The following is a 25360-nucleotide window of genomic DNA, read 5'->3' as shown; positions in this document are numbered from 1 at the left end:
TGAATGTGACATTCTTTATATTTGTACAAGTGGTTCTCTCACTTGTTTCTTTCTTTTCTTCAAACGTAACTTACGATTCTTTTCATATAAATAATGTACAACGAAATATGAAATTATCCCAAACACAATTCCTATTATCGTCATACCAATTAATACATATACTTCACTCTGTAATAAGCTCTTTAACATCGTAAAAATATGGCTCGAAAACAAATCTGATATCGTAAATGGTTCATGATGTATTTTCTGTACATGAAATGGATAAATCATTTTCCCTAATGCATAAGCAAACGGAAATAAAAATACTGGGAGAAACGATATTTTCCCAATAATATTACCAATGACTGCGGCTGGAAAAGATCCCTTTGCTAACCTGACAATTGGATAAAATATTAAATATACGAGCGATGCCGTATAAATCACCAACATTTCTAAACCAAATCCAATAGCAAAACCTAACGACACTTTCTTTGCTCCTTCTGGCGATCGAAGCAACTTAAAATATTGAAACTTTAATATTCTCCACATTCGCTGAAAAAACGAATATGTTTTCTTAGTTGTTTTCAAATTCATCATCTCTTTAACTATATTTTTTTATCTAGTATGTCCTTACATGATATGAAAAATAAAATTAGTTTTCTCTTTTTATTATAAATGATATAGAGATAATTAACTAAATATACATCAGACATTTCAACATAAAAAAACCTTCCTTTTAGGAAGGCTCCTCTATATTTTTAAACAAACTCACCAATAACGCTTTTTGCGCGTGCAACCTGTTACCAGCTTGCTCAAAAACGATAGACTGTGGCCCATCTATAATCTCTCCAGTTACTTCTTCTTCACGATGAGCAGGCAAACAGTGCAGGAAACGATATGTTTGCTTTGCATGTATAACAAGCTCTTTATTTACTTGGAAAGGCTGGAATAAAGTATATTTCTCTGCTTCTCCTTCTTGGCCCATACTCATCCAAACGTCAGTATAAATAAAATCCGCTCCACTGACCGCTAATTCAGGATTATGCAAAATCTCAATTTCAGCCCCTGTTTCATCTGCAATCGCTAACGCTTTTTTAACAATTTCTTCATTCGGTTCATACCCTACGGGAGTCGCAACAGTCATATTCATTCCGACTTTTGCACTTGCTAGCAATAGTGAATGACATACATTATTCCCATCACCTACGTAAGCTAATTTAATTCCTTTAAACGTATGAACTTCTTCATATATCGTCATTAAATCTGCCAATGCTTGGCAAGGGTGATGATCATCAGTTAAACCGTTAATAACTGGGATACTGGACTCTTTTGCAAGCTCTTCTACATCAGCATGCGAGAATGTACGTATCATAATTCCATCAATATAATAAGATAGTACTTTCGCAGTATCTGACACCGTTTCTCCTCTGCCAATTTGCATCTCTTTTCCACTTAAAAACATTCCATGTCCTCCGAGCTGTACCATTCCTGCTTCAAAAGAAACGCGAGTACGAGTTGAATGTTTATCAAAAATGAGACCTAATATTTTCCCTTGTAATAAAGGCTCCTGCTTGTTCTTTTTTAAATATATAGCGAACTCAATTAAAGAAATGATTTCTTCTTGCGTCAATTCTTCTAACGTTAAAAGATCTTTCGTATTTAATTTCGGTACTTGTACAGTTGACATGAAATTTCCCCCTTATATTATTGATGCATTTTTTGTACAAACCACTTCTTTTATCATATATACTGCCTGTTCTAGCTCTTCATTCGTTACAATAAGTGGTGGTAATAGTCTTATAACATTAGGCCCTGCTTGTAATACGAGAAGTCCTGCTTTTTCTAATTGTTCTATGAAATTTGCAACCTCATGCTTACATTCGATTCCAATCATAAATCCCTTACCACGAATATTTTGAACACATTCAACGTGTCGTAATTCTTCTTGCAATTTCTTTAATACATACTCACCCTTTTCCTGTACTTCTTTTAAAAACGATTGTTCCTTAATGAATTGCAATACTTCTTTCGCTGCAGTCATAGCGATATAATTCCCACCGAAAGTTGAACCGTGTGACCCTGCATTAAAAGAAGAACCTAGTTCTTTCCGGCCAATCATCGCTCCAACTGGAATACCATTCCCAAGCGCCTTTGCGATGGTAACGATATCAGGACCTATTCCCATTTGTTCATAAGCGAATAGTGTTCCTGTTCTGCCTATTCCAGTTTGTACTTCATCTATAATAAAAAGAGCATTGTACTGATTACATAGTTTTTCAATTTCCTTCAAAAAGGATGGATCCGCTAATATTACTCCTCCTTCTCCTTGAACAACTTCTACCATTACCGCCGCAACTTCTTCATTCATTACTTCCTCTAATGCTTGTATATCGTTAAATGGTGTATGTAAAAAAGACGGAAGTAATGGACCGAATCCTTCTTTCACTTTATCTTGCCCTGTTGCACTCATCGTTCCAAATGTTCTCCCGTGAAAAGATTGTTCACATGTTACGACGAGAGATTTTCCAGTATGCTTACGTGCTAGCTTTAAAGCCGCTTCATTTGCCTCCGCCCCGCTATTACAAAAAAACACATAATCTAATGCTGTATCTTCTGTTAATAACGATGCGACCTCTTCTTGTAAGGAGTTCGTAAACAAATTAGATATATGCCATATGTTTCTAAGTTGCTTTTCTACTGCCTTTACAACAGTAGGATGACAATGTCCTAAGTTACATACGCCAATCCCCGACGTAAAATCTAAGTATTGCGTACCATTTTTATCAATGACTGTTGTTCCATTCCCCTTTACAAACTCAATGGTTCTCCTGCCATACGTTTGAAAAAGATGACTTGTCATATGATACTCACTCCTTTCGTTACCGTGGTTCCAACACACTTTCCTGTGACCTCGGCAAAATCCTTTGTACCATTTACGATACTAACCTTTTTCACTCCCATTTTTAACGATGTAAGTGCCGCCTGTACTTTCGGAATCATCCCGCCTGTAATGACACCTTGTTCTATAAAAGTAAGAATTTCATATTCATCCATTTTCTCTACCAATCTTCCTTCATGTAATACTCCATCTACGTCCGTTATAAAAATGAGTTCTTTTGCGGATAGTGCATATGCAATTCCAGCTGCAGCAGTATCTGCATTAATGTTATAAACTTCATTACCATTTATCCCGATTGGAGCAATAACAGGAATATAATTCATATCTATCAACCCTTTTAATAAGGCTGTTTCTACATAACTTACTTCTCCTACATATCCTATCTCTTCACCAACAGGTTGAACTTGAAGTAAATTACCGTCACATCCTGAAAGCCCCACCGCAAGTAAATTATGTTTTTGTAAATTCATTACGATTTTTTTATTCGTACTTCCGCATAGCACCATTTGAACAACATCCATAACCTCTTTCGGCGTTACTCGTAATCCATCTTTCTTTTCTATCTTGATATTAGAGTCTTCTAACTTGGCATCAATTTCTGGGCCACCGCCATGGACAATAACAACCTTATACTTATTTTGCAATTTCTTTATGCAATCAAAAAACACACTATTTAATCGATTCAACATGCTACCGCCACATTTAACTACAATATAATCACTCATCTTCTCTCTCCTTATGTACGATAACAAGCATTTATTTTCACATATTCATAACTTAAATCACAGCCCCAAGCTGATCCCGTTTCATCTCCTAAATGTAAACACGCATCAATTTTTATTTCATGTTCTTGTAATTTCTTTTTCATTTCCTCTTCGGAAAACATTTGAGGCTCACTATTTTTTAATACGGCGATAGATTGAAGAGTGATATCAATTGTGTTTGGGTTAATAGTTACTTCACTCTGTCCAATACTACTAATAATTCGTCCCCAATTTGGATCCTCACCGTATATCGCTGTTTTCACAAGACTTGAACCGACTATTTGTTTTGCAATTTTCTTTGCTTCTTCATTTGTTCTAGCCCCTAACACGTTTACTTCTATTAACTTCGTAGCACCTTCACCATCTTGTGCAATTTTTTTCGCTAAATCTTCACATACCTTTTGTAAAGCAAATACGAAAGTCTCCCAGTCTTCATGTTCCATATTCATCGTTTTCGTTTTTGATAATCCACTTGCCATAACGATGACCATATCATTTGTAGAAGTATCTCCGTCCACCGTAATTTGATTAAACGTATGATTCGTAATTTGTGATAGTGCTGTTTGCAATACTTCATGCTCTATATTTGCGTCTGTTGTAATAAAACTAAGCATCGTTGCCATATTCGGTTTGATCATCCCTGAACCTTTTGCGACCCCAGCAATTGTCACTGCTTCCCCATCAATTATCATCTCATAGCAAGTTTCTTTCGTTATAAGGTCTGTCGTTAAAATTGCTTCACAAAAAGAATGAGCTTCACTTACTTCCTTTGTTGGCACAAGAGATTCAATTCCCTTTCGAATGATATCCATCGGTAAAGGTACTCCAATTACACCTGTTGAAGCGACTGCGACGTACTTTTCTTTTACTCCAAAGTGTTCCGCTCCTAATGTTCGCATCTCATAAGCATCTTGCAATCCTTTCATGCCCGTACAAGCATTTGCATTTCCGCTATTTACAACAATTGCTTGTAATTTCCCTTCTGCTGCTATGCTATCCTTCGTTACTTGCAACGGTGCTGCTTGTATTTGATTTGTTGTATACACAGCGGCACATGATGCTGGCACCTCACAAACGATTGCACCCACATCCTTTTTCACCTTTTTCAGACCATTTGCAGTACCGATTGCCGAAAAGCCTTTCGGCGTAACAATTGAACCATTTGCTAATTTTGTAATAGACGATGTTTTAATCATAATTTCCCCCTTATGGATAAAGCGGCATATGCTGTAAACCCGTTGTCTCTTCTAGTCCCGCTAATAAATTTGCATTTTGAACTGCTTGCCCTGCTGCGCCTTTCATCATATTGTCTATCACAGAAACTACTGTAATTCTTTCTGTTCTTTCATCGTAAGCCATCCCAATATCACAATAATTTGAGCCTCTTACTTCTTTCGGACTCGGAAATTCCCCTTGAGAACGAATTCGAACGAAAGCTGAGTTGTGATACGTTTCTTCATACAACGTTTGAAGTTGCTGCATTTTGATTTCTTGTTTTACTTTCGCATAGAGTGTAACCATAATCCCTCTTGATATCGGTATTAAATGTGTACTAAATGTGATTGGCTTCGCTTTATCATTCCACTCTACAAGCATTTGCTCAATCTCTGGAACGTGCTGATGCTGATTTACTTTATAAATGTGAAGGTTATCATATAGCTCTGGAAAATGAGTCATTGTTGTTGGAGTTTTTCCTGCTCCAGATACACCTGACTTTGCATCAATGATAATCGAATCTTCTTCAATCATTCCGCTACGTACTAACGGCGCTATCGCTAATAATACGGCTGTTGCAAAACATCCTGGGTTTGCAATTAAATTTGCATTTTGAATCTCAGACCTTTTCCATTCACTTAATCCATATACTGCTTTCCTAAGGATTTTTGCTTCTGCAGCTGGCCGTTTATACCACATTTCATATGACGAAGGATCTATCATACGAAAGTCACCAGATAGGTCAATTACTTTTAAACCTACTGCCAATAATTTTGGTGTTAACTCTGCCGATACTCCCGCTGGGGTTGCTAAAAATACAATTTCAGCTTCCTTCTCTATTTTCTCCGCATCAATTTCTTGTAACGTATGGACAAGAACATTTCGAAAATGCGGGTATACATTTGTTATAAATTCACCAACTTGTGAAAAAGAATGGAGAGATGCTATCGAAAAATATGGATGTTGCTCTAATAACCGAATTAACTCAATACCTCCATATCCAGTTGCTCCAATAATTGCGACTTTCATAAGCTCCTCCTCATATCTATTCTTTAAATTAAGTTTGATTATAATGTTGCATAATTATAAAGTCAATTAAATATTTATAATTTTAAAAAACTTCAAAATATTAATCTCACTATAAAAGCAATATATACAAGTGGATTTTTATGCAAAAATAGTGCATAGTAGTATTTTCATTTCACTTCAAGTACAATAAAACAATACATGTATACATACAGGCGGGAAAAAACATGAATGAAAAATTAATTGAGAAAATGATTATAAAAAGTTTTCGGCAATATCAATGTAATCCTGTTTCAAAAGAGGATCAGGAAATGCTAATTAAACATATTCAAATGATAATTCATTTAAATACTGAAATTGATGTATACGAGGCTGTTGAGGATATCGTTTACGATTATGTGACTGGAAAATAAAAAATAGGAGATTTCCATATGGAAATCTCCTATTTTTTACTTAATGATTTGCCTGCAACGCGTTCAAATAAACCTGGGAATAATGCGTAGAGCTTTGGCCCCATTCCCATCCACTTCGGCAAGTTTACTTCACGTTTTTTCGTTTGCATCACCTTTACGATTTGTTCTGCTACATATGTTGGTTTTAACATGTAACGTCCCATATTTTTCACATATGTACCTGATTGATCGGCTATTTCAAAAAAGTTCGTATCTATCGGTCCTGGGTTAATTGCTGTTACATACACATTTGTGTTAGATAACTCCATACGCAAACTATTCGTAAATCCTAATACAGCGTGTTTTGTTGCTGCATAAGCACTCGACTTCGGAGTTGCAATTTTTCCAGCCAATGAAGCAATATTAATAATTTGTCCTTCGTTCCTTTTTACCATATAAGGTAATACCGCTTTCGTACAAGCTACTAATCCAAATACATTTACTTGAAACATATCCTTTACTTCATCCATTGACGCATCTTCAAACGTTTTAAAAATACCAAACCCAGCATTATTTACCAATATATCAATACGTCCTACTTCTTGTAATACCTTTGAAAAAACAGATTGTACTTTCGTTTCTTCACTTACATCTAATACATAGTAATAGCAAGGCGTATTATAAGTTTCTTTAATTTTGTCTGCTAATGCTTGTAGCTTCTCTTCTGTTCGAGCCATTAATACCGGAGTCGCCCCTTGCTCTGCAACCTGCATTGCAACTTGCTCTCCAATTCCACTAGAAGCACCTGTAATGACGATTACTTTTTCTTGTAAACGTCCCGTCATTGCTGTCACCTACTTTGCATAATAAATCAATTGTTGTGAAGATTCATCAATCATCACTTGTTGATTATATGCTAAAAAGTCTAATTGTCCAACAGTTTCTGAGATAGTAAGTGGCAATTGCTCTTTATATAATACCGGAAATAGTTTTACACATACTTCAAATGCTGTCATTGGCTTTTCCTTTAATAGTTCAAGCACTTTAAACGCACGTGTCTCTTGCTTTTGTAATCTTGTTTCAATAAGTTGTTTCATATTCAGAACATCTTCCCCATGCCCTGATAAAATACGTGAAATATTCATTTCACTTAAACGTTTTAACGTTTGATTGTACTGCAATAAAGGACGCGCTCTTTCTGTTTGCCCTTCATATGGTGGTTCTAATATTGGATTTGAAGAAATGTGACTAATGAGAGCATCCCCACCAATTAATATTCCATCAGATTCTCTATATAATGAAATATGAGTGGAAGCATGACCCGGGGTTTCAATCACTGTAAATCCAGGTAACGAATCTATACGATCTCCCTCTCTCACGGTATGTGTTAACGATCTATTACAAGAATATTTAAGTGTCTTCGTCGTCAATAACGCCTCATCATTCAGAAATGCTGCTGGAACGCCGAACTGCAAGGCTGTCTCTTTAAAAAATTCATGATACCTCTTTAAAAATTCAGCATTCTGTGTAATCCAAGGTTCATTCCAAGGATGTCCGATAATCTTTACTTTTTCAGAAAATGTATTTAAAAGTCCGCAATGATCCGCATGGTGATGCGTAATCACTACCGTTTCAATATCTTCTATCTTATACCCTAATGCACCTAATTGACTTTCTAGTGCCTTCTTTGCTTCTTCTGTATTTGTCCCTGTATCAATTAACGTTAATGTTTCTCCCTCAACTAAAAACACATTCACTGTCTCAACTGCAAATGGAACAGGAATCTCCATTCGATGAATCGCCGTCATGCTTAGCCCCCCCTGTCTTTTTCCGGTTCAAAATGAATACCTCTTCAGTTTACAACTTCCCTATAAATTTGTCATTATTTTCAGATAAAAAGAGGTGTTTTCCATAAAAAAACGAATGTATGTACATTTATAAGCATTTCTAACCAAATTCAAAGGAGGCACATCATGTCTATGCAAAACATTTCCTTTCTCGGTGCAGGCTCTATTGCCGAAGCGATTATTGGTGGTTTATTAAACGCAAATGTTGTTAAGGGAGAAAATGTAACTGTAAGTAATCGTTCTAACGAGACAAGATTACAGGAGTTACATAAAAAATACGGTGTCAAAGGTACACATAATAAAAAGGAGTTACTTGCTGATGCAAATATTCTTTTTCTAGCGATGAAGCCAAAAGATGTCGCAGAAGCGATTATTCCTCTTAAAGAATACATAAATAATGACGTGCTTATTATTTCGTTATTAGCAGGTGTTTCTACTCATTCAATTAGAAACCTACTTCAAAAAGACGTTCCGATTATTCGTGCAATGCCAAATACATCTGCGGCCATTTTAAAATCCGCTACTGCTATCTCACCTTCAGAACACACAACGGAGGAACATATTCGCATTGCAACATCGTTATTTGAAACGATTGGTCTCGTCTCTGTTGTAGAAGAAGAAGATATGCATGCTGTCACTGCATTATCCGGCAGTGGACCAGCTTATATTTATTATGTGGTAGAGGCAATGGAAGAGGCAGCAAAAAAAATTGGTTTAAAAGAAGATGTTGCAAAATCACTTATTCTTCAGACGATGATTGGTGCTGCTGAAATGCTAAAAGTAAGCGAAAAACACCCTTCTATTTTGCGAAAAGAAATTACTTCTCCTGGCGGAACTACCGAAGCAGGTATTGAAATATTACAGGAGCATAATTTTCAACAAGCATTAATCTCCTGTATTACACAAGCAACGAAACGATCACACGATCTTGGAAAAACATTAGAAAAAATAGCAGAAGAAAAATAAAAAACGGAGCTCAACTTTATTTGAGCTCCGTTTTTTATTTTAATCATATGATATGCTTTTAGTTATTGCTCTTACCAAAAATCTCTTCTTGCAGACGACGACCTGTTGGTGTTGCTGCAAGTCCACCTTCTGCTGTTTCACGAAGTGCTACTGGCATCGTTTGTCCAATTCTAAACATCGCCTCAATGACTTCATCACATGGAATTGTACTAGTTACACCAGCTAATGATAAATCAGCTGAAATCATGGCATTCGCAGCTCCTGCTGCATTACGTTTTACACAAGGTACTTCTACAAGCCCTGCAACAGGATCACATACTAAACCAAGCATATTCTTTAATGAAATCGCCATAGCTGTAGCTGCTTGATCTTGTGTTCCACCAGCCATCTCAACTGCTGCTGCTGCTGCCATTCCACTTGCTGAACCTACTTCAGCTTGGCAACCTCCTGCCGCGCCCGAAATACAAGCATTATTCGCAACAACCATACCGAAAGCTCCTGCTGTAAATAAAAATTCAATCATTTCTTCGCGTGTCGGCTGTAATTTTTCTTGCAGTGCAAAGAGTACACCTGGCACTGTTCCAGCAGATCCTGCTGTTGGTGTTGCACAAATGATTCCCATCGCCGCGTTTACTTCATTTGTTGCGACAGCTCTACTCACTGCGTCCAAAATTGTATCTCCAGATAAGCCTTTTCCACTCTTTAAATACGCTTGGACTTTCACAGCATCCCCGCCAGTTAAACCAGTCGGTGATTTTACACCACGAATACCTCGTTCTACTGCTTGTTCCATCACGACTAAGTTCTTTTCCATTCCAGCAATTACTTCTTCACGTGAGATACTTCTTGTTTCCATTTCACATTGAATCATAATTTCTGCGATTTTTACATTTTTCTCTTTAGCTTGCGCCACTAGTTCCGCTGCGTTCCGAAACATGGTGTTTCCCCCCTGCAATTAATCCATAATAGTTACTTGACAAATATTTTGTTGCCCATTTATTTCTGCGATTACTTCATCTGCTAATAATTCATCTGTTTCAATGACCATAAGCGCTCTTCTTCCTTTTTCTTTACGAGAAACACTCATTGTACTAATGTTAATCTCATGCTTAGCAAGGATTGAAGCTACAGCTGCGATAGCACCAAAGCGATCGTTATTTACAATAAGTAGTGCTGGACTCGTGCCTGTTAATTGAAGATCGAATCCGTTTAATTCTACTACTTCAATTTTACCGCCACCAATTGAGCAAGCAACAACTTCAATTTCCTCTTCACCTTTATACAGACGAATTTTCGCTGTATTTGGATGCGGAGCATTTGCATCTTCTTCAATGAATTCCACTTCAATCCCGCGTTCTTTTGCAATATCTAACGCACTTGGAATACGTAAATCATCTGTTTCAAATCCTAGTATTCCACCGATTAGCGCTACATCCGTACCGTGACCACGGTATGTTTTTGCAAATGAACCATATAATGAAATGCTAACTCTCTCTGGTTCATGACGAAACAGCTGACGAGCAACTTGCCCCATTCTTGCCGCGCCTGCTGTATGTGAACTTGATGGACCAATCATAACCGGACCAATAATATCAAACACTGAGCGATACTTCATCATAACTCCCCCTAAACCTCTATGAAAAAATTATTTACTATTCTATTAAGCTACCGAATCGGTTGCTGTTCCAGTCGTACCACGAATTTGTTCCGCTGTAAGAATTGGATAGTTTTTGAATAACAGTGAAGCAATATATCCTGAAATAATACCAGTTATAATAATAAATAAGAAACTTAGCATTACCTGCATTTAAAAATAATATAAGATAGTCCACAATAAAGCCTGGTAGCAATCCAAAGTTTAACACAGAACCCCTTACAAGCATAGCATAAACAAGTGAAACTCCCATTGCTTTCATACCTTTTGATATTTTAAAGCTAAAAAGTGAAAAAAGACTTAGTACAAATAATAGTAATATCCTTCCTATTATAATTTCCATGTTGCTCTCTCACGATTTAGTCAACTTCACTTGTTATGACAAATGGCTAAAACGCATGTAGCCTACAATAAAGTGAAACTTTAATCAGTGGGAGTTTTGTCCATCCCCCACTGATTATTAGCCCACACCAATCGGGCTTTTACGGGCAGTTATCTCCCACCTAACTTCCTCGCATTCGCCGAATTCTGAGGTGGGAGTCTTACTGTCCGCAAATAGCGGGATAAATTATAATCTGCCCTCATTATAGCTTGTTTTTAATAAAACGCTTACTTTTAATGAATTTTAAAAGTTCTGAATAAAAATCCATTTTTGCTACTTGTACCACTCGTATGTCGTCTGACTTATATAACAGTTTTTCTAAATAATCGGTATTATGTATTTTCATCCTATATCTTCACATCATTAAAACTTTCTGTGTCATCCTATATAAAAATAAAATGATAACAGTTTTATTTTTAATTTTTTTTAGAAATAAAAAAAATGGCAACCTATCGTCACCATTTTTTCACAACATTATTATCTTTCTACTGGAAATGATTTTAAATCCGTAGCTATTTCTGTATTAGAAAATAGCTCTCTTGCCTCTTTCAATAATTCCTTATATGTATCTCCTTGATAACGAGAACTAATATGAGTCAATATTAAGCGTTTTGCATTTGCCTGAAGTGCAATACTCGCAGCTTGCTTAGATGTGGAATGAAAATAATCATACGCTTGTTGTTCATCTTCTGCCGCAAAAGTCGCTTCATGAACAAGTACGTCAGCATCTTGCGCAAGCTCTCTACTCGCTTCGCAATATCGTGTATCGCCTAAAATTGTAATAACTCTTCCTTTTTGAGGCGGGCCAATAAAATCTTTTCCATTTAACACTGTGCCATTCTCTAATGCAACTACTTCACCATCTTTTAAGCGTTTAAAAACTGGACCAGGTTTCACACCCATTCCCAGTAACTTATCCACTAAAAGAGCTCCCTGTATATCTTTCTCTACAATTCGATATCCGAAGCATTCAATTCCATGTGATAACCTTTTTGTTTCTACACAAAATTCATTATCCTCAAACACAATACCTTCTTCCGTAATCTCAACGATTTCAAGTGGATATTTAACATGTGTCGTACTTACTAATAATGCCACTTCAATAAATTGTTTAATTCCTTTTGGTCCGTACACTGTTAATTTTGTTGTTCCACCTTGAAACGACCGGCTACCCAATAAACCCGGCAATCCAAAAATATGATCGCCATGTAAATGCGTAATAAATATTTTTTCAATGCGGCGTGGACGTACAGACGTATGTAGTATTTGATGTTGTGTCGCCTCGCCACAGTCAAATAACCAAGTCTGTCCTCGTTCTTCTAACAACTGCAAAGCAATTGCTGAAACATTCCTTCCTTTTGAAGGAACACCTGCACCAGTCCCTAAAAATACAAATTCCACTTTCTTTCCTCCAGCTCTTTATATAATCTATCTTTCATCTTACGGAATGTTATTTCAAATGGCAAATTGAATTTGCATAACCAATCATCTAGACAACTATATAACACGAACATTATACTTAAAAAATTTAGATATCGTTCGTATTTTGTGGTAAAATAATTGTACTACATTTTAAGGGAGCGTTTTATTATGAAAGAAGTATTTCGTTTACAAACTGATTTTTCATCTTCATTTGATCGCTGGGTAAGTTCTTTCGTTTCTGATCACCCAGCACAATTAGAATGGACGACTTTAAAAGAATTAATCCATGAATATACAACATCACATACAAATGAGACGTTACCAACATATATTTCTTCAGCTTTAACATATTACGCACAACGCGTTTCAACAACAAATAGCTCAGAGATTGTTATTTTTGAAAATGCTACAATCTCATAATCTATAGTAAAAAGCACTGTAATCAGTGCTTTTTATTTATATTTATTTAAGCATTTATTTCCCCATCATATTTACAATTAAACCCATCTTACTTCATACTATATATCCATCATAAACCTATTTAATTTTTTAAAAAAATAGACAAAAAAGATATTGACACTACAAATTTACAGTGCTAATATTCAACGTGTAATTGAATATGGTCTCTGTTAGGTGAGGCTCCTGTATAGAGAAACGCTGCTGCCCAAAAATGTCGAGAGACGCCAATGGGTCAACAGGAAAGGTCGGAATGAAGGCCTTTCTTAACGTAGCTGGTTTCAGTACCTATGCTATACAGTGCTAAAACTCAACGAGGGAGAGGTGCGTATGTTTTGTCATACACAAAAACTGTTTTTATCTATGTTTAATAACAGTCTTTGTTGTTGACTCTTTTTGACTACGAATTCAGACCTTTACTCGTTTTGAGTAAAGGTCTTTTTTTATGTCTTATGCACCTTACTATGAAACAAACATAGCATATTCAGAAACTACTAATTGTACGGAGGTGAGGAGCAGTGGCGAGTGATGATTCGGCCCAGATACCCATATGTTTTACCCTTATATTTCATCATGTAGGTAGGAAAGAAGCTGTTCCTCCCAATTTTAAATAGTCGAGTAACAGATTGTTTCCTCCTTCATGAAAAAGGAGGAACTACCAATGTTAAATTTACAAAGACAAGAAACAAAGCATGCTTACAATCAAGATAACATGAATACAAATAACGAATTGCTAGTAGAAGTTGCAACACAGGATGTAAACTCTGCGTTAAAACTTCTAGGAACAACAAAAGATGGACTCTCTAAACAAGAAGCGTCTCATAGACTTTCTTTATACGGTCCGAATGAAATTGCTCATAATAAAACACTGCCATGGTATATTCAATTTCTGCTGGCATTTAAAAATCCATTTATTTTTGTTTTGTTAGCTCTTGGAGCACTCTCTTTTTTCACAGATGACATACAAGGAACAATTGTCGTAACTGTAATGGTACTGCTAAGTACAACTATTCGTTTTTTTCAAGAATTTCGTTCTCAAAAAGCTGCAGATAAGTTAAAAGCTATGGTTCGCACAACTGCAAGCGTCTCTAGAATAAATGGATTTATACACGAAACAAAAAGCGTAACGAATTTAAATCGTAATCATACAACGGAAATTCCAATTGAAGAACTTGTACCTGGTGATATCATTTCACTTTCAGCCGGTGATATCGTTCCAGCTGATGTGCGTATCTTATCAGCTAAAGATTTATTTGTTAATCAGTCTTCATTAACAGGCGAGGCACTTCCGGTTGAAAAATACGAAAACTGCTACCATACGGAAAATAAACATATATTACCGAAAAACTTGAAAACAAATTACAATCCGCTCGATATGGAAAACCTTTGCTTCATGGGTACAAATATTGTTAGCGGCAGCGCAAAAGCTGTTGTTGTTTCAACTAGTACGGATACGTATTTCGGCTCTTTAGCAAAAAAAGTGATTGGAAAACGTACAGAAACAAGCTTCGATAAAGGAGTAAACAAAGTAAGCTGGCTCTTAATCACATTCATGCTTATTATGGCACCTATTGTCCTTCTCATTAATGGATTCACAAAAGGCGACTGGCAAGAAGCTTTCTTCTTTGCTATTGCTGTTGCAGTTGGTCTTACACCTGAAATGCTACCAATGATTGTAACTGCTAATTTAGCTAAAGGTGCCGTTAACATGTCTAAACAAAAAGTAATTGTAAAACAGCTAAACTCTATTCAAAACTTAGGTGCTATGAACATTCTTTGCACAGATAAGACTGGAACTTTAACAGAAGATAAAGTTGTCCTAGTTCGTCATTTAGATCCTAACGGAAATGAATGCGATCGTGTATTACACTTTGCCTATTTAAATAGCTTCTATCAAACGGGATTGAAAAATTTAATAGATAAAGCTGTTATTGAACATACAGAGGAGAACCATAAATTTGATCCATCAGCTTTTCAAAAGCTAGATGAAATTCCATTCGATTTCGCGCGGCGTCGTATGTCTGTCATCGTAAAAGATATTTCAGGTGAACATACAATGGTTTGTAAAGGTGCCGTAGAAGAAATTTTATCAATTTGTAATTACACTGAAGTTGATGGGCAAATTGTCCCTCTCACTGAAGAAATGAGAGCAAATGTAAAACATCTTAGCGAAACTTTAAATAGTGAAGGAATGCGTGTCATAGCTGTAGCATACAAGAAAGATAACAAACCCTATCATAAAGCATATACAGTACAAGATGAATCAGCTATGATCCTTACTGGGTATATCGGCTTTTTAGATCCACCTAAACCATCTGCTGCTTCTGCAATTCAAGCATTGCAAAAACACGGCGTACAAGTGAAAATCTTAACTGGTGATAACGAAATTGTTACAAGAAAGGTTTGTAAAGACGTTGGATTAAATATAGGAGAGCCTGTCCTCGGTTACGAAATCGATTCTTTACCAGATAAAGCATTAGCAAAACTGGCAGAAGAAACAACAGTGTTCGCAAAACTAAATCCAATGCAAAAATCTCGTATTATTCACGTATTACAAGGTAATGGTCATACTGTAGGTTACATGGGCGATGGCATTAACGATGCCGTGGCATTACGTGAAGCTGACGTTGGAATATCTGTTGATACCGCTACCGATATCGCAAAAGAATCTTCCGATATTATTTTACTCGAAAAAAGTTTAACTATATTAGAAGCAGGTATTTTAGAGGGACGTACTACGTTCGGCAATATTTTAAAATATATCAAAATGACGGCGAGCTCTAACTTCGGAAATGTATTTAGTGTATTAGTAGCAAGTGCTTTCATTCCATTTTTACCGATGCTTGCAATTCATCTATTAATTCAAAACTTACTTTACGATATTTCACAACTTTCAATTCCATGGGATAAAATGGATAAAGAATTTTTAGAGAAGCCTAGAAAATGGGATACTGCAAACTTACGTAACTTCATTATTTGCATCGGTCCAATTAGCTCTATATTCGACATTATCACATACGTTGTCATGTGGAATGTATTCGGTGCAAATACACCCGGAGAACAATCGTTATTCCAATCTGGTTGGTTTGTCGTTGGGTTACTAACTCAAACATTAATTGTCCATATGATTAGAACACAGAAAATTCCGTTCATTAAAAGTACCGCATCAATACCAGTTCTCTTATTAACCGCTTGTATTATGGCAATTGGAATTTATATTCCGTTCTCACCACTTGGTGCAGCAGTTGGTTTACAAGCGTTACCACTAAGCTACTTCCCGTGGCTCATAGGAATATTATTAGGCTATGCTTTCTTAACACAATTCCTGAAAAAACTTTATATTAAAAAGTTTCATAGCTGGTTGTAAAAATGAGAATGAGTGGGGATTCCCCTCTCATTCTTTAAAAAATATAACATGCACTTATATGTATGGAGGTGACCATGATGGTATGGTATGACATTGTATTAAGATTATTGATCGCAATCATTGTAGGAGCTTGCATCGGAATGGAAAGACAATGGAGACATCGAATGGCTGGTTTGCGGACAAATGCTCTCGTATCACTTGGCGCCTGTATATTTGTTTTATTATCCGTCATGCTTGATCATGATGCTAGTCCATCACGCATCGCCGCTCAAGTTGTTAGTGGTATTGGCTTTTTAGGAGGCGGTGTTATTATTCGTGACGGTTTTAGTATTAGAGGGTTAAATACAGCAGCAACTTTATGGTGCGCAGCTGCTGTTGGTACTCTTACAGGTGCTGGCTTCCTCGTTGCAGCTATGCTAGGGGCAGCTAGCGTTTTACTAGCAAATATACTACTCCGCCCAATCGCTCTATTTATGAATAATAAATCAAAAGAAGATTTCCCTGAACAAACAAACTACTTACTTTCTCTTACCTGTTCGGAAGAAAATGAAGCGCATATTCGTTTTCTTCTCATGCACATGGTAAGTTCAGAAGGTATCGGTTTAAAAGAATTGTACAGTGAAGACGTTGATTCTAACCAAAAAGTATGTATACAGGCTACTTTACATTGCAATACAAATGCAGCTGTCTTAATTGAAAAAATAGTAAGTAGAATGCTTTTAGAATCTGGTGTTACTGCCGCGGGGTGGAAGACTTCTTTAGATTTAGAAGCGAGTTAAATATAAAAGGTAGCATGATATTTACTACTTCATGACACCTTCTACATAAACTTATTTTCTAACTTTTGTTGAAACGATTTTTCTTGTTTACGTAATAACTGGCTACCACGTTGTAAGAGTGGTGTTCCATACTTCTCATTAATTTGATCAATGACAGCAAGTAGCGGCTCTTCTTTCGCATCTTCTTCAAATGAAAACAAATCTAACTGTTTCACCGATTCTGTCTTCCACTCTAATTCAGTAGCTGTAACACCTAACAGACGAACAGAATCACCATCCCAGTGTTGCTTCCATAAACGGGATGCCGCTTGAAAAATAACCCGTTCTTCCCATATTGCATTTTTCAATTGTTTACTCCGTGTTACTGTGCGGCGATCATGGTATTTAATCATAATTTGAATGTTATAACTAACGAGAGTTCGTTTTTGTAGCCTTTTGCTTACTGATTTCGATAATCTTTCTAACATATCAAGTAATTCTTTTTCTTCGTCCATATCCTTTGAGAAAGTCATCGAATTTCCAACGCTTTTATGTTGTCCCATTTGATTCGGGTCAACTTCCCTGTCATCCATACCTTTTGCACGTTTTTGTAAATCAACACCATGCTTTCCAATTTTAGCGCGAATGATATGCTCGTCTCCTTTTGCTAACTGTTCAATTGTATGTATATGAATGTCTTTTAGTTTTTCAGCTGTTTTCTCTCCGATTCCATGCATCTCTGCAACTGATCGTGGCCAAATAATTTCTGGGATATCACGTTTTCGAAGTACTGTAATACCAAGAGGTTTTTTCATATCTGAAGCAGTCTTTGCTAGGAAGAGGTTTGGGGCAATCCCAATGCTACATGGAAGCTGTAACTCTGTTACTAACGCTTGTTGAATCATCTTCGCTATTTCAAGAGGCGAACCGAGCGCATAGCAATCTGTAATATCTAAATACCCTTCATCTATAGAAAACGGTTGTATTTTCTCTGTAAAACGGGAAAGAATTTGAAACATTTGAAATGAAGCTTCTCGATATAATGTAAAATTAGGGTGCCTCACAACTAATTGCGGACATAATCGCTTCGCTTCCCATAGAGGCATCGTCGTACGTATTCCATATTCTCTCGCCTCATAACTACATGTTATGATAATCCCTTTTCTCTCTTTTTCATTCCCTGCAATCGCTAATGGCTTTCCTTGTAATGATGGGTCATGAGCAATTTCAACAGCTGCGAAAAAACAATTCATATCTACATGTAAAATAACACGACCATTTTTCGGATACATTTCTCGCATACTACTCACCCCTTAAAGAACGTTTGTTCCTTCATTATATCAAATTTATTTACAAGTTATAATAATTATTGGCTTTTCTCTATCTATTTTTTGCTATACTGTACGTAACAAATGGATATTATTGTAAAGGAGATGAATCGCTATGAAACAACATAATAAACTCAATTATGTATTTATTATTATTATAGTAATCCTTGCGATTAATTATTTGTTACTTCCCCTTTTTAACATTAACATTTACGCTTTAGGAATCTTCTCTCATTTCATACGTTTTACAGCAACTTATGTACTTCCATGGGTCTTCTTATATTGGCTTATCCGCCTTGTGAAAGCACTTGAATCAAAATAAAAAAAGACGTGTAAACCATAATTGGTTCACACGTCTTTTTTTATTTATTACTTACTTCGCTACTTCTTCGATAATAGCTACAACTAATTCTGCTGTTTTCGCTAATTCTTCAACAGGAATTTTTTCATTTGTTGTATGAATTTCTTCATAACCAACTGCTAAGTTAACTGTTGGGATACCATGTCCTGCGATTACGTTCGCATCACTTCCGCCACCACTTTGGTGAAGAGAAGGCGTACGACCGATGTTTTCAGCTGCACGTTTCGCAACTTCTACAACGTGATCGCCAGCAGCAAACTTAAATCCTGGATACATAACGTTTACTTCAACGTCTGCATGACCACCCATTTCTTTTGCAGTTGTTTCAAATGCTTCTTTCATTTTTGCAACTTGCACTTCCATTTTCTCATTTATTAAAGAGCGAGCTTCTGCAAAGATTTGAACATGATCGCAAACGATATTTGTTTGTGTACCACCTTCAAAACGTCCAATATTTGCAGTTGTTTCAGAATCGATACGACCAAGTGGCATCTTTGCGATTGCTTTTGCTGCTATAGTAATTGCAGATACACCTTTTTCTGGCGCTACGCCAGCGTGAGCTGTTTTCCCACGAATAATCGCATTCACTTTCGCTTGTGTTGGCGCTGCAACTACAATTTCACCAACTTTTCCATCACTATCTAATGCATAACCATATTTTGCTGTAATACGCTCACGGTCTAACGCTTTTGCACCAATAAGACCAGATTCTTCTCCAACTGTAATAATAAATTCAATTTTACCATGAGGAATGTTTTTCTCTTTTAAGACACGAATCGCTTCAAACATAGATGCTAATCCAGCTTTGTCATCGGCTCCTAAAATTGTAGTACCATCTGATACGATATATCCATCTTTAATAGAAGGCTTAATTCCATTACCAGGAACTACTGTATCCATATGAGAAGTGAAATAAATTGTATCAACACCGTCTTTTGTTGCTGGTAAAGTACAAATTAAGTTACCTGCACCATGACCAGTCACACCCATCGTGTCATCCTCAAATACTTCTACACCTAAAGCAGTAAATTTCTCTGTTAACACTTTGCAAATCTCTGCTTCAAATTTTGTTTCAGAATCTACTTGTACTAACTCCATAAATTCATTTACTAAACGTTCTTGATTAATCATAAGACTGCGCCTCCTGCACTACCATTATGTATGTAACAACATTAATTATAACAGAATTTCGCAAAAGTTTCGAAATACAAGACAAAAAACAGATGGTTAACACATCTAGATACCCATCTGCCTTCTATTACTCGTTTAACAATACCCACCGCATATGATCTTCCCAGATGCCATTTACCATTAGCATTTTTCGAGATACACCTTCATATTGAAATCCTATCTTCGTCACTACTTGTATAGATGCTAAATTTCGTGGCATAACTGGTGCTTCTATACGATGTAAATGAAATTCTTCAAAGGTAACTTGAATTGCTTTTCTAAGCGCTTCTGTTGTGTAACCTTTATTCAATTCTTCCTTATCTAATTTATAGCCAAGTACACAAGATTGATAAATTCCGCGAACAATTAGATTAAATGAAATACATCCAATAATTTTTGTATCATCACCCTTTTTAAAAATCCAAAGCCTGATGATCTTACCTTCCGCGAACTCTTTTCTATCCTTTTGTAACTTTTTCTTTTGATAATCTAACGTGAAAAAACCCTCCGGTCTATACTCTTCCCACGCTTTTAAAAATTCACGATTTTTGTCGTAATATTGAAGAACTTTTTCCGCATACGACTCATCAATTTCTCTTAAATGTAAACGATCTGTTTCGTATATTTTCATCATCGTATCTCCATTCTTCATGCTTGCATAACAAAAAACTAGTACTCTATCTTTTAATATATTCTCTACACACACACACATTTCCTGTTCTACTTTACACACACTTCTCGAAATTTGTCATTTCTCTCCCCTTGTCCACAATTTCATTTCTCGTTACAATGAAATTGTACTGATTTGCAAGGAGGTTTAACTATGCATAAAAAAGCTCAAAAAATTATGGTTTATATAATGCTAATTTCTATGCTTGTAACAACATTACTTACTGGCGCAAGTATGTTGTGGTAAAAAGGACGATTCACTCGTCCTTTTTTTACTGCTTACACATACAAAATAGACCATCTCGAAATCGAGATAGTCTATTTTGTATTGAACATTTTATTTTATATATATTACAATTGCTACAATGCTAAAGGAAAAGGCCATTACAAGTGCTATTACAAAACTTGTATATTGTTTCTGCTGAAATGCCCCGATAACAAAAGTAAGATTGAGTAATGCCATAAATACAATCGCTACAACGTAAGAGCATATATTAAAAGTTGCCAATATGAATGTAATAACAAATAGAAAACCAACACAAAACTGCATGTAAGAAATTTTTGGATTTAAATACATATGAGCAACCCCTTTACTCAATTATCTTTATATATTCTCATTAACGCATGGTTATGTACACATGTCAAGACAACTTATAGAAAAGAAAAAAGCCAACCGTTTCGTTGACTTTTCCAAATACTATGGCCCCTTTTTCCTTCGCCAATTGCTGAAATGTTTTTTTCGATTTCACAATCGATACTTTCGTTCCAAGTGGAATACGATCAAACAAATATTCCACATCATGTTTCTTCATTCTTATGCATCCTTGTGAAATATATTTTCCGATTGAACTAGGCTGGTTTGTCCCGTGTATCCCATACTTACTTCCATCGGTTCCTCTTGCATTAAATCCCATCCACCTCGATCCAAGTGGATTTTTTGGAGAGCCCCCAGGAATATCCTTCGCAATATAATATGGATCCTTCGCCTTCAATACAATGTCAAAGGTTCCTTCTGGGGTTAATTCATTTGTTTTCCCTGTCGCTACTGGAAAAACCTTTTGGATCTTTCCATCATCAATGTAAGCTAGTTTATTCGTTGCTTTATTTACAATTATAAAAGGATCTCCAGCACGTGGGTTATCACCAAGAGGCCAGATTGGTGATAGAGAAAGACATAATAATAAAGAAAGAAGATACGGCATATATAATTCCTACCTTCTAAATAAGTTCTTTTATATTATCCTTTCCCTTAAAACGACTTTTAATGAGTAAATATTGCTCCATTTCATACACAAGTTGAACAAGTTTCGCACGTATCTCAAATTCTTCTCGCGAGACTGGTAAAGGCATTTCTCTAAATACTTCTCGCATTTCTTGAAGTTGTCTTAACGAAATGACCCCTGTACTTTCAGGACGAATAGAATTACCTATATTTTCAATTACGTCTGCAATCATATCAGCTTGTTCATACGTCCAAGATAGTGATGCAGCTAATGGTATCATTCGCTCCAAAATTTCAAATTGTTGCATACGCATATTAAAATAACGATAGTAATAGTCATCTTCTCGCATAAATGCATTCTCAAGTTTTTTAAATGATAAATCTTTTGCTTCTTTCAGCATCATTTCTGTTTCAATTAATTCGGCCCCACTCCAATTACTATCTCGATTTCGTAAATAAACGACCATTTCAAACAAAATCGTTCTGAAATGGTCTTCTATTTTCCCTTGATACTCTTTCAGTTTATTCTCACTGCTTGGCATGTACATGTTTACTAATAAAGCGACACTAATTCCAATCGTTAATATAGCAATTTCATTACCAACTATAGACCATGTAATTTGCTTTAATGAATACAGATGCATAACGATAACCGAACTCGTGACAATGCCTTCTTGAATTTTGCACATAACTGCAGTCGGAATAAAGGTAAGCAGTAATATGCTAATCGCAAGTGGTGTATAACCAATCGTTTCAAAAATACAAAACGCAAATACCATCGATAATACACAAGCTAAAAAACGGTGCAACGATACTTGAACGGATTTTCGTTTCGTATTTTGCACGCATAAAATGACTAAAATACCAGCTGAACTATAAAATTCTAATCCTAATAACTGAGCAATAAAAACTGCAGCACCCGTTCCAAGCGCTGTTTTCACTGTTCTATATCCAATTTTAAACATATCATTACTCCTATATGTATAAACGTATTTAAAAATAGTATAAAAAAAGGATGACGCAATGTCATCCTTTTTTACCTATTATTCACGTACCCTTCACATATTACAATATCTTTTGCAAAAATTCTTTTGCACGGTCACTTTTTGGTGCTGTAAAAAACTCTTCCGGATTACTATCTTCTACGAGCTTTCCACCATCTAAAAAGAGAACACGGTCTGCTACTTCTTTTGCAAATCCCATTTCATGTGTAACGATTGCCATCGTCATTCCTGTCGTCACTAATGATTTCATAACTTCTAACACTTCTTTCACCATTTCTGGATCTAGCGCAGAGGTCGGTTCATCAAATAACATAACTTCCGGTTCCATCGCTAACGCTCTTGCAATTGCTACACGTTGCTTTTGTCCACCTGAAAGACGATTGGGATATGCATCTTTCTTATCTAATAACCCCACTTTTTCTAAAAGTTTCTCAGCTTTTTTTTCAGCCTCTTGCTTCGTTACTCCTTTTACATTGATAGGAGCATACGTAATATTTTCTAATACAGTCATATGAGGGAATAAGTGAAAATGTTGAAATACCATTCCGACATTTTCACGAACGTGCATAATATTTGTTTTCGGATTCGTTACTTCTTCCGTTCCAATCCAAATGTGACCAGCTGTCGCTGCTTCTAGTACATTCATACAGCGTAAAAATGTTGACTTTCCAGATCCAGACGGTCCGATAATTGCAACAACTTCTCCTTTTTCAATCGTTGTTGTAATTCCTTTTAATACTTCATTTTTTCCAAATGATTTATGAAGGTTGTCAATTTTAATCACTTTTCTTCATTCTCCCTTCAATTGCCTTCCCGATTAATGTAAGAATAATTACTAATATATAATAAATAAGTCCAACAAATAGTAATGGCTCAAGATATTTAAATGTTTCACCGCCTACAATATAAGCACGGCGCATTAAATCAGTCGCTCCTATTACAGTTACTACAGCCGACTCTTTCGTAAGTGTCGCAAACTCATTCACAAGCGCTGGTAATATATTTTTTAAAGCTTGAGGAAAAATAATATTTCTCATCATTTTACTGTACGGAATACCTAAAGCCATTGCTGCTTCTGTTTGTCCTTTATCGACCGCTTGAATGCCGGCACGAATCACTTCTGACATATATGCACCTGAGTTTAAGCTAAATGCAAGTACAGCTGCTAAAAAGGCTGGTATCTCATATCCAATCATTTGCGGAACACCGAAATAAATAATCATTAATTGCAATACTAGCGGTGTGCCACGAAATATTGACGTATAAATATCTGCTGCAATATTTAATACTCGTATTCTAGCAATTTTGCAAAGTGCTAATAACGTTCCTAAAATAAATCCTACCACAGCTGATGCAGCTACAATTTTCAATGTAACTTCTAATCCCTTTAATATATATGGTATTGAAGGCGTAATTGCCGAAAAATCTAGATTCATCCTTTTCATTCCCCTCACAGAAAAGTGAAAGGCAGCTTATTTTCCGCTGCCAAACCATTTCTTCACTAATTTATCCATTTCTCCATTTTCTTGCATTTTCTTAATTACTTTATTAAACTCTTCTGTTTTATCACTGTTTTTAGAAAGAGCAATTGCTGCACCTACTTCTTCTGGTGCTTCTTGAATTTCAATTCCTTGTAGTTCTTTCATTTTTTCTAAATAATTTTTTGCAACTGTGTCTTCTATAATTGCAGCGTCAAAACGACCAGCTTTAATTTCTTGTACGATTTCTGGTATACGGTCACGTCCCTCAGCTTTGAAATCGACTTGTTTTTTAAATTCTTCTGCTTTTTCTTCTTGGATTGATCCTGTTTGTACCCCTACTTTTTTACCTTTTAAATCTTCTAATGATTTAATATTAGAGCCTTTTTTTGAAACAATCATATTTTTAGCAACAAAATAAATATCTGTGAAATCAGCATTATTTTTACGCTCTGCAGTTGGCGTCATACCTGCCATAACGAAATCAACTTTTCCTGAGCTAAGAGATGCTAATAATCCTCCAAAATCCATATCTTTCACTTTTACTTCATACCCAAGTTCTTTTCCGATATATTTTGCAATATCAACATCAAAACCGATAATTTCATCACTTTTTGATGCTTCTACGTATTCATACGGTTTATAGTCTGCTGAAGTCCCCATAACGAGTACTTTTTTATTCTCACTCTTCGCCTTTTCTTCCCCATTACTACAAGCACTGAACATACTTACAATTAAAATAAGTGCAAATGATATTGATAATAACTTCTTCATCTTTCTTCCCCCTAATAATGTATATTTAAAAGTTAAATAGAATATTTATTTGATGTTTGTATTGTATCAACACTTTCATTTTTATGCAACATTTAAAATAAAAATAAATACAAAAACAATATTAAAGCCATTATGCATGCATAAAAACATGCATAAAACAATAAAATCATTTATGTTTAATTATTTTAAACACTAAATAAAAAAGGCGGTACACCCACTTGATCGTG

The 25360-nt window shown here is 35.8% G+C and carries 28 protein-coding genes and 1 riboswitch; of the genes, 7 read left to right on the top strand and 21 right to left on the bottom strand.

Features of this window, described 5'->3' with window-relative positions; all coding sequences use genetic code 11:
• Window positions 1-15: 15 nt before the first annotated feature.
• The 6 genes from ACE38F_RS08315 to argC all read right to left on the bottom strand — a co-directional run bounded on the left by ACE38F_RS08315 (window position 16) and on the right by argC (window position 5886).
• Window positions 16-567, bottom strand: coding sequence for a DUF2062 domain-containing protein (locus ACE38F_RS08315; protein WP_375369491.1), 552 nt, complete (start codon window positions 565-567; stop codon window positions 16-18).
• A gap of 148 nt (window positions 568-715) precedes the next feature.
• Complete coding sequence (gene argF, locus ACE38F_RS08310; RefSeq protein WP_375369492.1) at window positions 716-1666, bottom strand: ornithine carbamoyltransferase; 951 nt, start codon at window positions 1664-1666, stop codon at window positions 716-718.
• A 12-nt stretch (window positions 1667-1678) separates the two neighbouring features.
• Window positions 1679-2839, bottom strand: coding sequence for an acetylornithine transaminase (locus ACE38F_RS08305; protein WP_215554113.1), 1161 nt, complete (start codon window positions 2837-2839; stop codon window positions 1679-1681).
• Window positions 2836-3603: an acetylglutamate kinase gene (gene argB, locus ACE38F_RS08300; protein WP_375369493.1), complete on the bottom strand. Its 768-nt coding sequence runs from the start codon at window positions 3601-3603 to the stop codon at window positions 2836-2838. The genes ACE38F_RS08305 and argB overlap by 4 nt, the downstream gene beginning before the upstream one ends.
• An 11-nt stretch (window positions 3604-3614) precedes the next feature.
• Complete coding sequence (gene argJ, locus ACE38F_RS08295; protein WP_375369494.1) at window positions 3615-4838, bottom strand: bifunctional glutamate N-acetyltransferase/amino-acid acetyltransferase ArgJ; 1224 nt, start codon at window positions 4836-4838, stop codon at window positions 3615-3617.
• A 10-nt stretch (window positions 4839-4848) separates the two neighbouring features.
• Window positions 4849-5886, bottom strand: coding sequence for an N-acetyl-gamma-glutamyl-phosphate reductase (gene argC / locus ACE38F_RS08290; protein WP_215554116.1), 1038 nt, complete (start codon window positions 5884-5886; stop codon window positions 4849-4851).
• Between the two features lie 224 nt (window positions 5887-6110).
• On the opposite strand from argC, the gene ACE38F_RS08285 reads away from it, so the two are divergent.
• Entirely contained in the window at window positions 6111-6296 is a 186-nt protein-coding gene (locus tag ACE38F_RS08285; RefSeq protein ID WP_215554117.1) for a YqzH family protein, read from the top strand.
• Between the two features lie 29 nt (window positions 6297-6325).
• On the opposite strand, the gene ACE38F_RS08280 is transcribed toward ACE38F_RS08285, so the two are convergent.
• Both ACE38F_RS08280 and ACE38F_RS08275 read right to left on the bottom strand, forming a co-directional pair.
• Window positions 6326-7120 (bottom strand): SDR family oxidoreductase, encoded by a 795-nt coding sequence (locus ACE38F_RS08280; RefSeq protein ID WP_215554118.1) that lies wholly within the window; start codon window positions 7118-7120, stop codon window positions 6326-6328.
• Window positions 7121-7129: 9 nt separating this feature from the next.
• The gene (locus tag ACE38F_RS08275; protein WP_215554119.1) at window positions 7130-8083 is read right to left on the bottom strand and encodes an MBL fold metallo-hydrolase; all 954 of its coding nucleotides are present in this window, start codon (window positions 8081-8083) and stop codon (window positions 7130-7132) included.
• Between the two features lie 165 nt (window positions 8084-8248).
• Between ACE38F_RS08275 and proI the strand changes: the two genes are divergently transcribed.
• Window positions 8249-9088, top strand: coding sequence for a pyrroline-5-carboxylate reductase ProI (gene proI / locus ACE38F_RS08270; protein ID WP_215554120.1), 840 nt, complete (start codon window positions 8249-8251; stop codon window positions 9086-9088).
• Window positions 9089-9146: 58 nt separating this feature from the next.
• Here the strand turns inward: proI and sdaAA are convergent, their stop codons facing one another.
• The 4 genes from sdaAA to rnz all read right to left on the bottom strand — a co-directional run bounded on the left by sdaAA (window position 9147) and on the right by rnz (window position 12525).
• Window positions 9147-10025 (bottom strand): L-serine ammonia-lyase, iron-sulfur-dependent, subunit alpha, encoded by an 879-nt coding sequence (gene sdaAA, locus ACE38F_RS08265; RefSeq protein ID WP_215554121.1) that lies wholly within the window; start codon window positions 10023-10025, stop codon window positions 9147-9149.
• Window positions 10026-10043: 18 nt separating this feature from the next.
• Complete coding sequence (gene sdaAB / locus ACE38F_RS08260; protein ID WP_002088527.1) at window positions 10044-10703, bottom strand: L-serine ammonia-lyase, iron-sulfur-dependent subunit beta; 660 nt, start codon at window positions 10701-10703, stop codon at window positions 10044-10046.
• Window positions 10704-10748: 45 nt separating this feature from the next.
• A complete protein-coding gene (locus ACE38F_RS08255; RefSeq protein ID WP_002066987.1) occupies window positions 10749-10886 on the bottom strand; it encodes a hypothetical protein in 138 nt (45 codons plus the stop codon).
• 715 nt (window positions 10887-11601) lie between these two features.
• Window positions 11602-12525, bottom strand: coding sequence for a ribonuclease Z (gene rnz, locus ACE38F_RS08250; RefSeq protein ID WP_375369496.1), 924 nt, complete (start codon window positions 12523-12525; stop codon window positions 11602-11604).
• Between the two features lie 189 nt (window positions 12526-12714).
• Between rnz and ACE38F_RS08245 the strand changes: the two genes are divergently transcribed.
• From ACE38F_RS08245 to ACE38F_RS08235, 3 genes are all read left to right on the top strand, one after another.
• Window positions 12715-12966: a DUF3932 family protein gene (locus ACE38F_RS08245; protein ID WP_002145851.1), complete on the top strand. Its 252-nt coding sequence runs from the start codon at window positions 12715-12717 to the stop codon at window positions 12964-12966.
• Window positions 12967-13164: 198 nt separating this feature from the next.
• A riboswitch (M-box (ykoK) riboswitch) is annotated at window positions 13165-13332 on the top strand.
• 331 nt (window positions 13333-13663) lie between these two features.
• On the top strand, window positions 13664-16369 hold the full coding sequence (mgtA, locus tag ACE38F_RS08240) for a magnesium-translocating P-type ATPase (protein WP_375369497.1): 2706 nt from the start codon (window positions 13664-13666) through the stop codon (window positions 16367-16369).
• Window positions 16370-16446: 77 nt separating this feature from the next.
• Window positions 16447-17148, top strand: coding sequence for an MgtC/SapB family protein (locus tag ACE38F_RS08235; protein WP_341305895.1), 702 nt, complete (start codon window positions 16447-16449; stop codon window positions 17146-17148).
• A 41-nt stretch (window positions 17149-17189) separates the two neighbouring features.
• Here ACE38F_RS08235 and ACE38F_RS08230 read toward each other — a convergent pair whose 3' ends face one another.
• Window positions 17190-18428: a DNA polymerase IV gene (locus ACE38F_RS08230; protein WP_375369498.1), complete on the bottom strand. Its 1239-nt coding sequence runs from the start codon at window positions 18426-18428 to the stop codon at window positions 17190-17192.
• A gap of 142 nt (window positions 18429-18570) precedes the next feature.
• Between ACE38F_RS08230 and ACE38F_RS08225 the strand changes: the two genes are divergently transcribed.
• Window positions 18571-18777, top strand: a complete 207-nt coding sequence (locus ACE38F_RS08225; protein ID WP_215554126.1) for a hypothetical protein — start codon at window positions 18571-18573, stop codon at window positions 18775-18777.
• 51 nt (window positions 18778-18828) lie between these two features.
• Here ACE38F_RS08225 and ACE38F_RS08220 read toward each other — a convergent pair whose 3' ends face one another.
• The gene (locus ACE38F_RS08220; RefSeq protein ID WP_002111705.1) at window positions 18829-19947 is read right to left on the bottom strand and encodes a tripeptidase T; all 1119 of its coding nucleotides are present in this window, start codon (window positions 19945-19947) and stop codon (window positions 18829-18831) included.
• A 127-nt stretch (window positions 19948-20074) separates the two neighbouring features.
• Complete coding sequence (locus ACE38F_RS08215) at window positions 20075-20620, bottom strand: GNAT family N-acetyltransferase (protein ID WP_033711020.1); 546 nt, start codon at window positions 20618-20620, stop codon at window positions 20075-20077.
• 189 nt (window positions 20621-20809) lie between these two features.
• Between ACE38F_RS08215 and prli42 the strand changes: the two genes are divergently transcribed.
• Entirely contained in the window at window positions 20810-20902 is a 93-nt protein-coding gene (gene prli42 / locus ACE38F_RS08210) for a stressosome-associated protein Prli42 (protein ID WP_215554128.1), read from the top strand.
• 90 nt (window positions 20903-20992) lie between these two features.
• Here the strand turns inward: prli42 and ACE38F_RS08205 are convergent, their stop codons facing one another.
• The 6 genes from ACE38F_RS08205 to ACE38F_RS08180 form a co-directional block, all read right to left on the bottom strand.
• Window positions 20993-21232, bottom strand: coding sequence for a DUF3894 domain-containing protein (locus tag ACE38F_RS08205; RefSeq protein WP_002088543.1), 240 nt, complete (start codon window positions 21230-21232; stop codon window positions 20993-20995).
• Between the two features lie 64 nt (window positions 21233-21296).
• Window positions 21297-21857, bottom strand: coding sequence for a L,D-transpeptidase (locus ACE38F_RS08200; RefSeq protein ID WP_002160563.1), 561 nt, complete (start codon window positions 21855-21857; stop codon window positions 21297-21299).
• 16 nt (window positions 21858-21873) lie between these two features.
• Complete coding sequence (locus tag ACE38F_RS08195; protein WP_078172846.1) at window positions 21874-22842, bottom strand: aromatic acid exporter family protein; 969 nt, start codon at window positions 22840-22842, stop codon at window positions 21874-21876.
• A 100-nt stretch (window positions 22843-22942) separates the two neighbouring features.
• Window positions 22943-23665, bottom strand: coding sequence for an amino acid ABC transporter ATP-binding protein (locus ACE38F_RS08190; RefSeq protein ID WP_002111715.1), 723 nt, complete (start codon window positions 23663-23665; stop codon window positions 22943-22945).
• Window positions 23658-24317, bottom strand: a complete 660-nt coding sequence (locus ACE38F_RS08185; protein WP_002111716.1) for an amino acid ABC transporter permease — start codon at window positions 24315-24317, stop codon at window positions 23658-23660. Before ACE38F_RS08185 ends, ACE38F_RS08190 begins: the two co-directional genes overlap by 8 nt.
• 36 nt (window positions 24318-24353) lie before the next feature.
• On the bottom strand, window positions 24354-25133 hold the full coding sequence (locus ACE38F_RS08180; protein WP_215554129.1) for a transporter substrate-binding domain-containing protein: 780 nt from the start codon (window positions 25131-25133) through the stop codon (window positions 24354-24356).
• Window positions 25134-25360 lie beyond the last annotated feature (227 nt).

Source organism: Bacillus altaicus (assembly GCF_042136375.2).
Lineage (GTDB): Bacteria > Bacillota > Bacilli > Bacillales > Bacillaceae_G > Bacillus_A > Bacillus_A cereus_U.
Note: the sequence above shows the minus strand (reverse complement) of the source record. Positions and strands in the feature narration are given on the sequence as shown.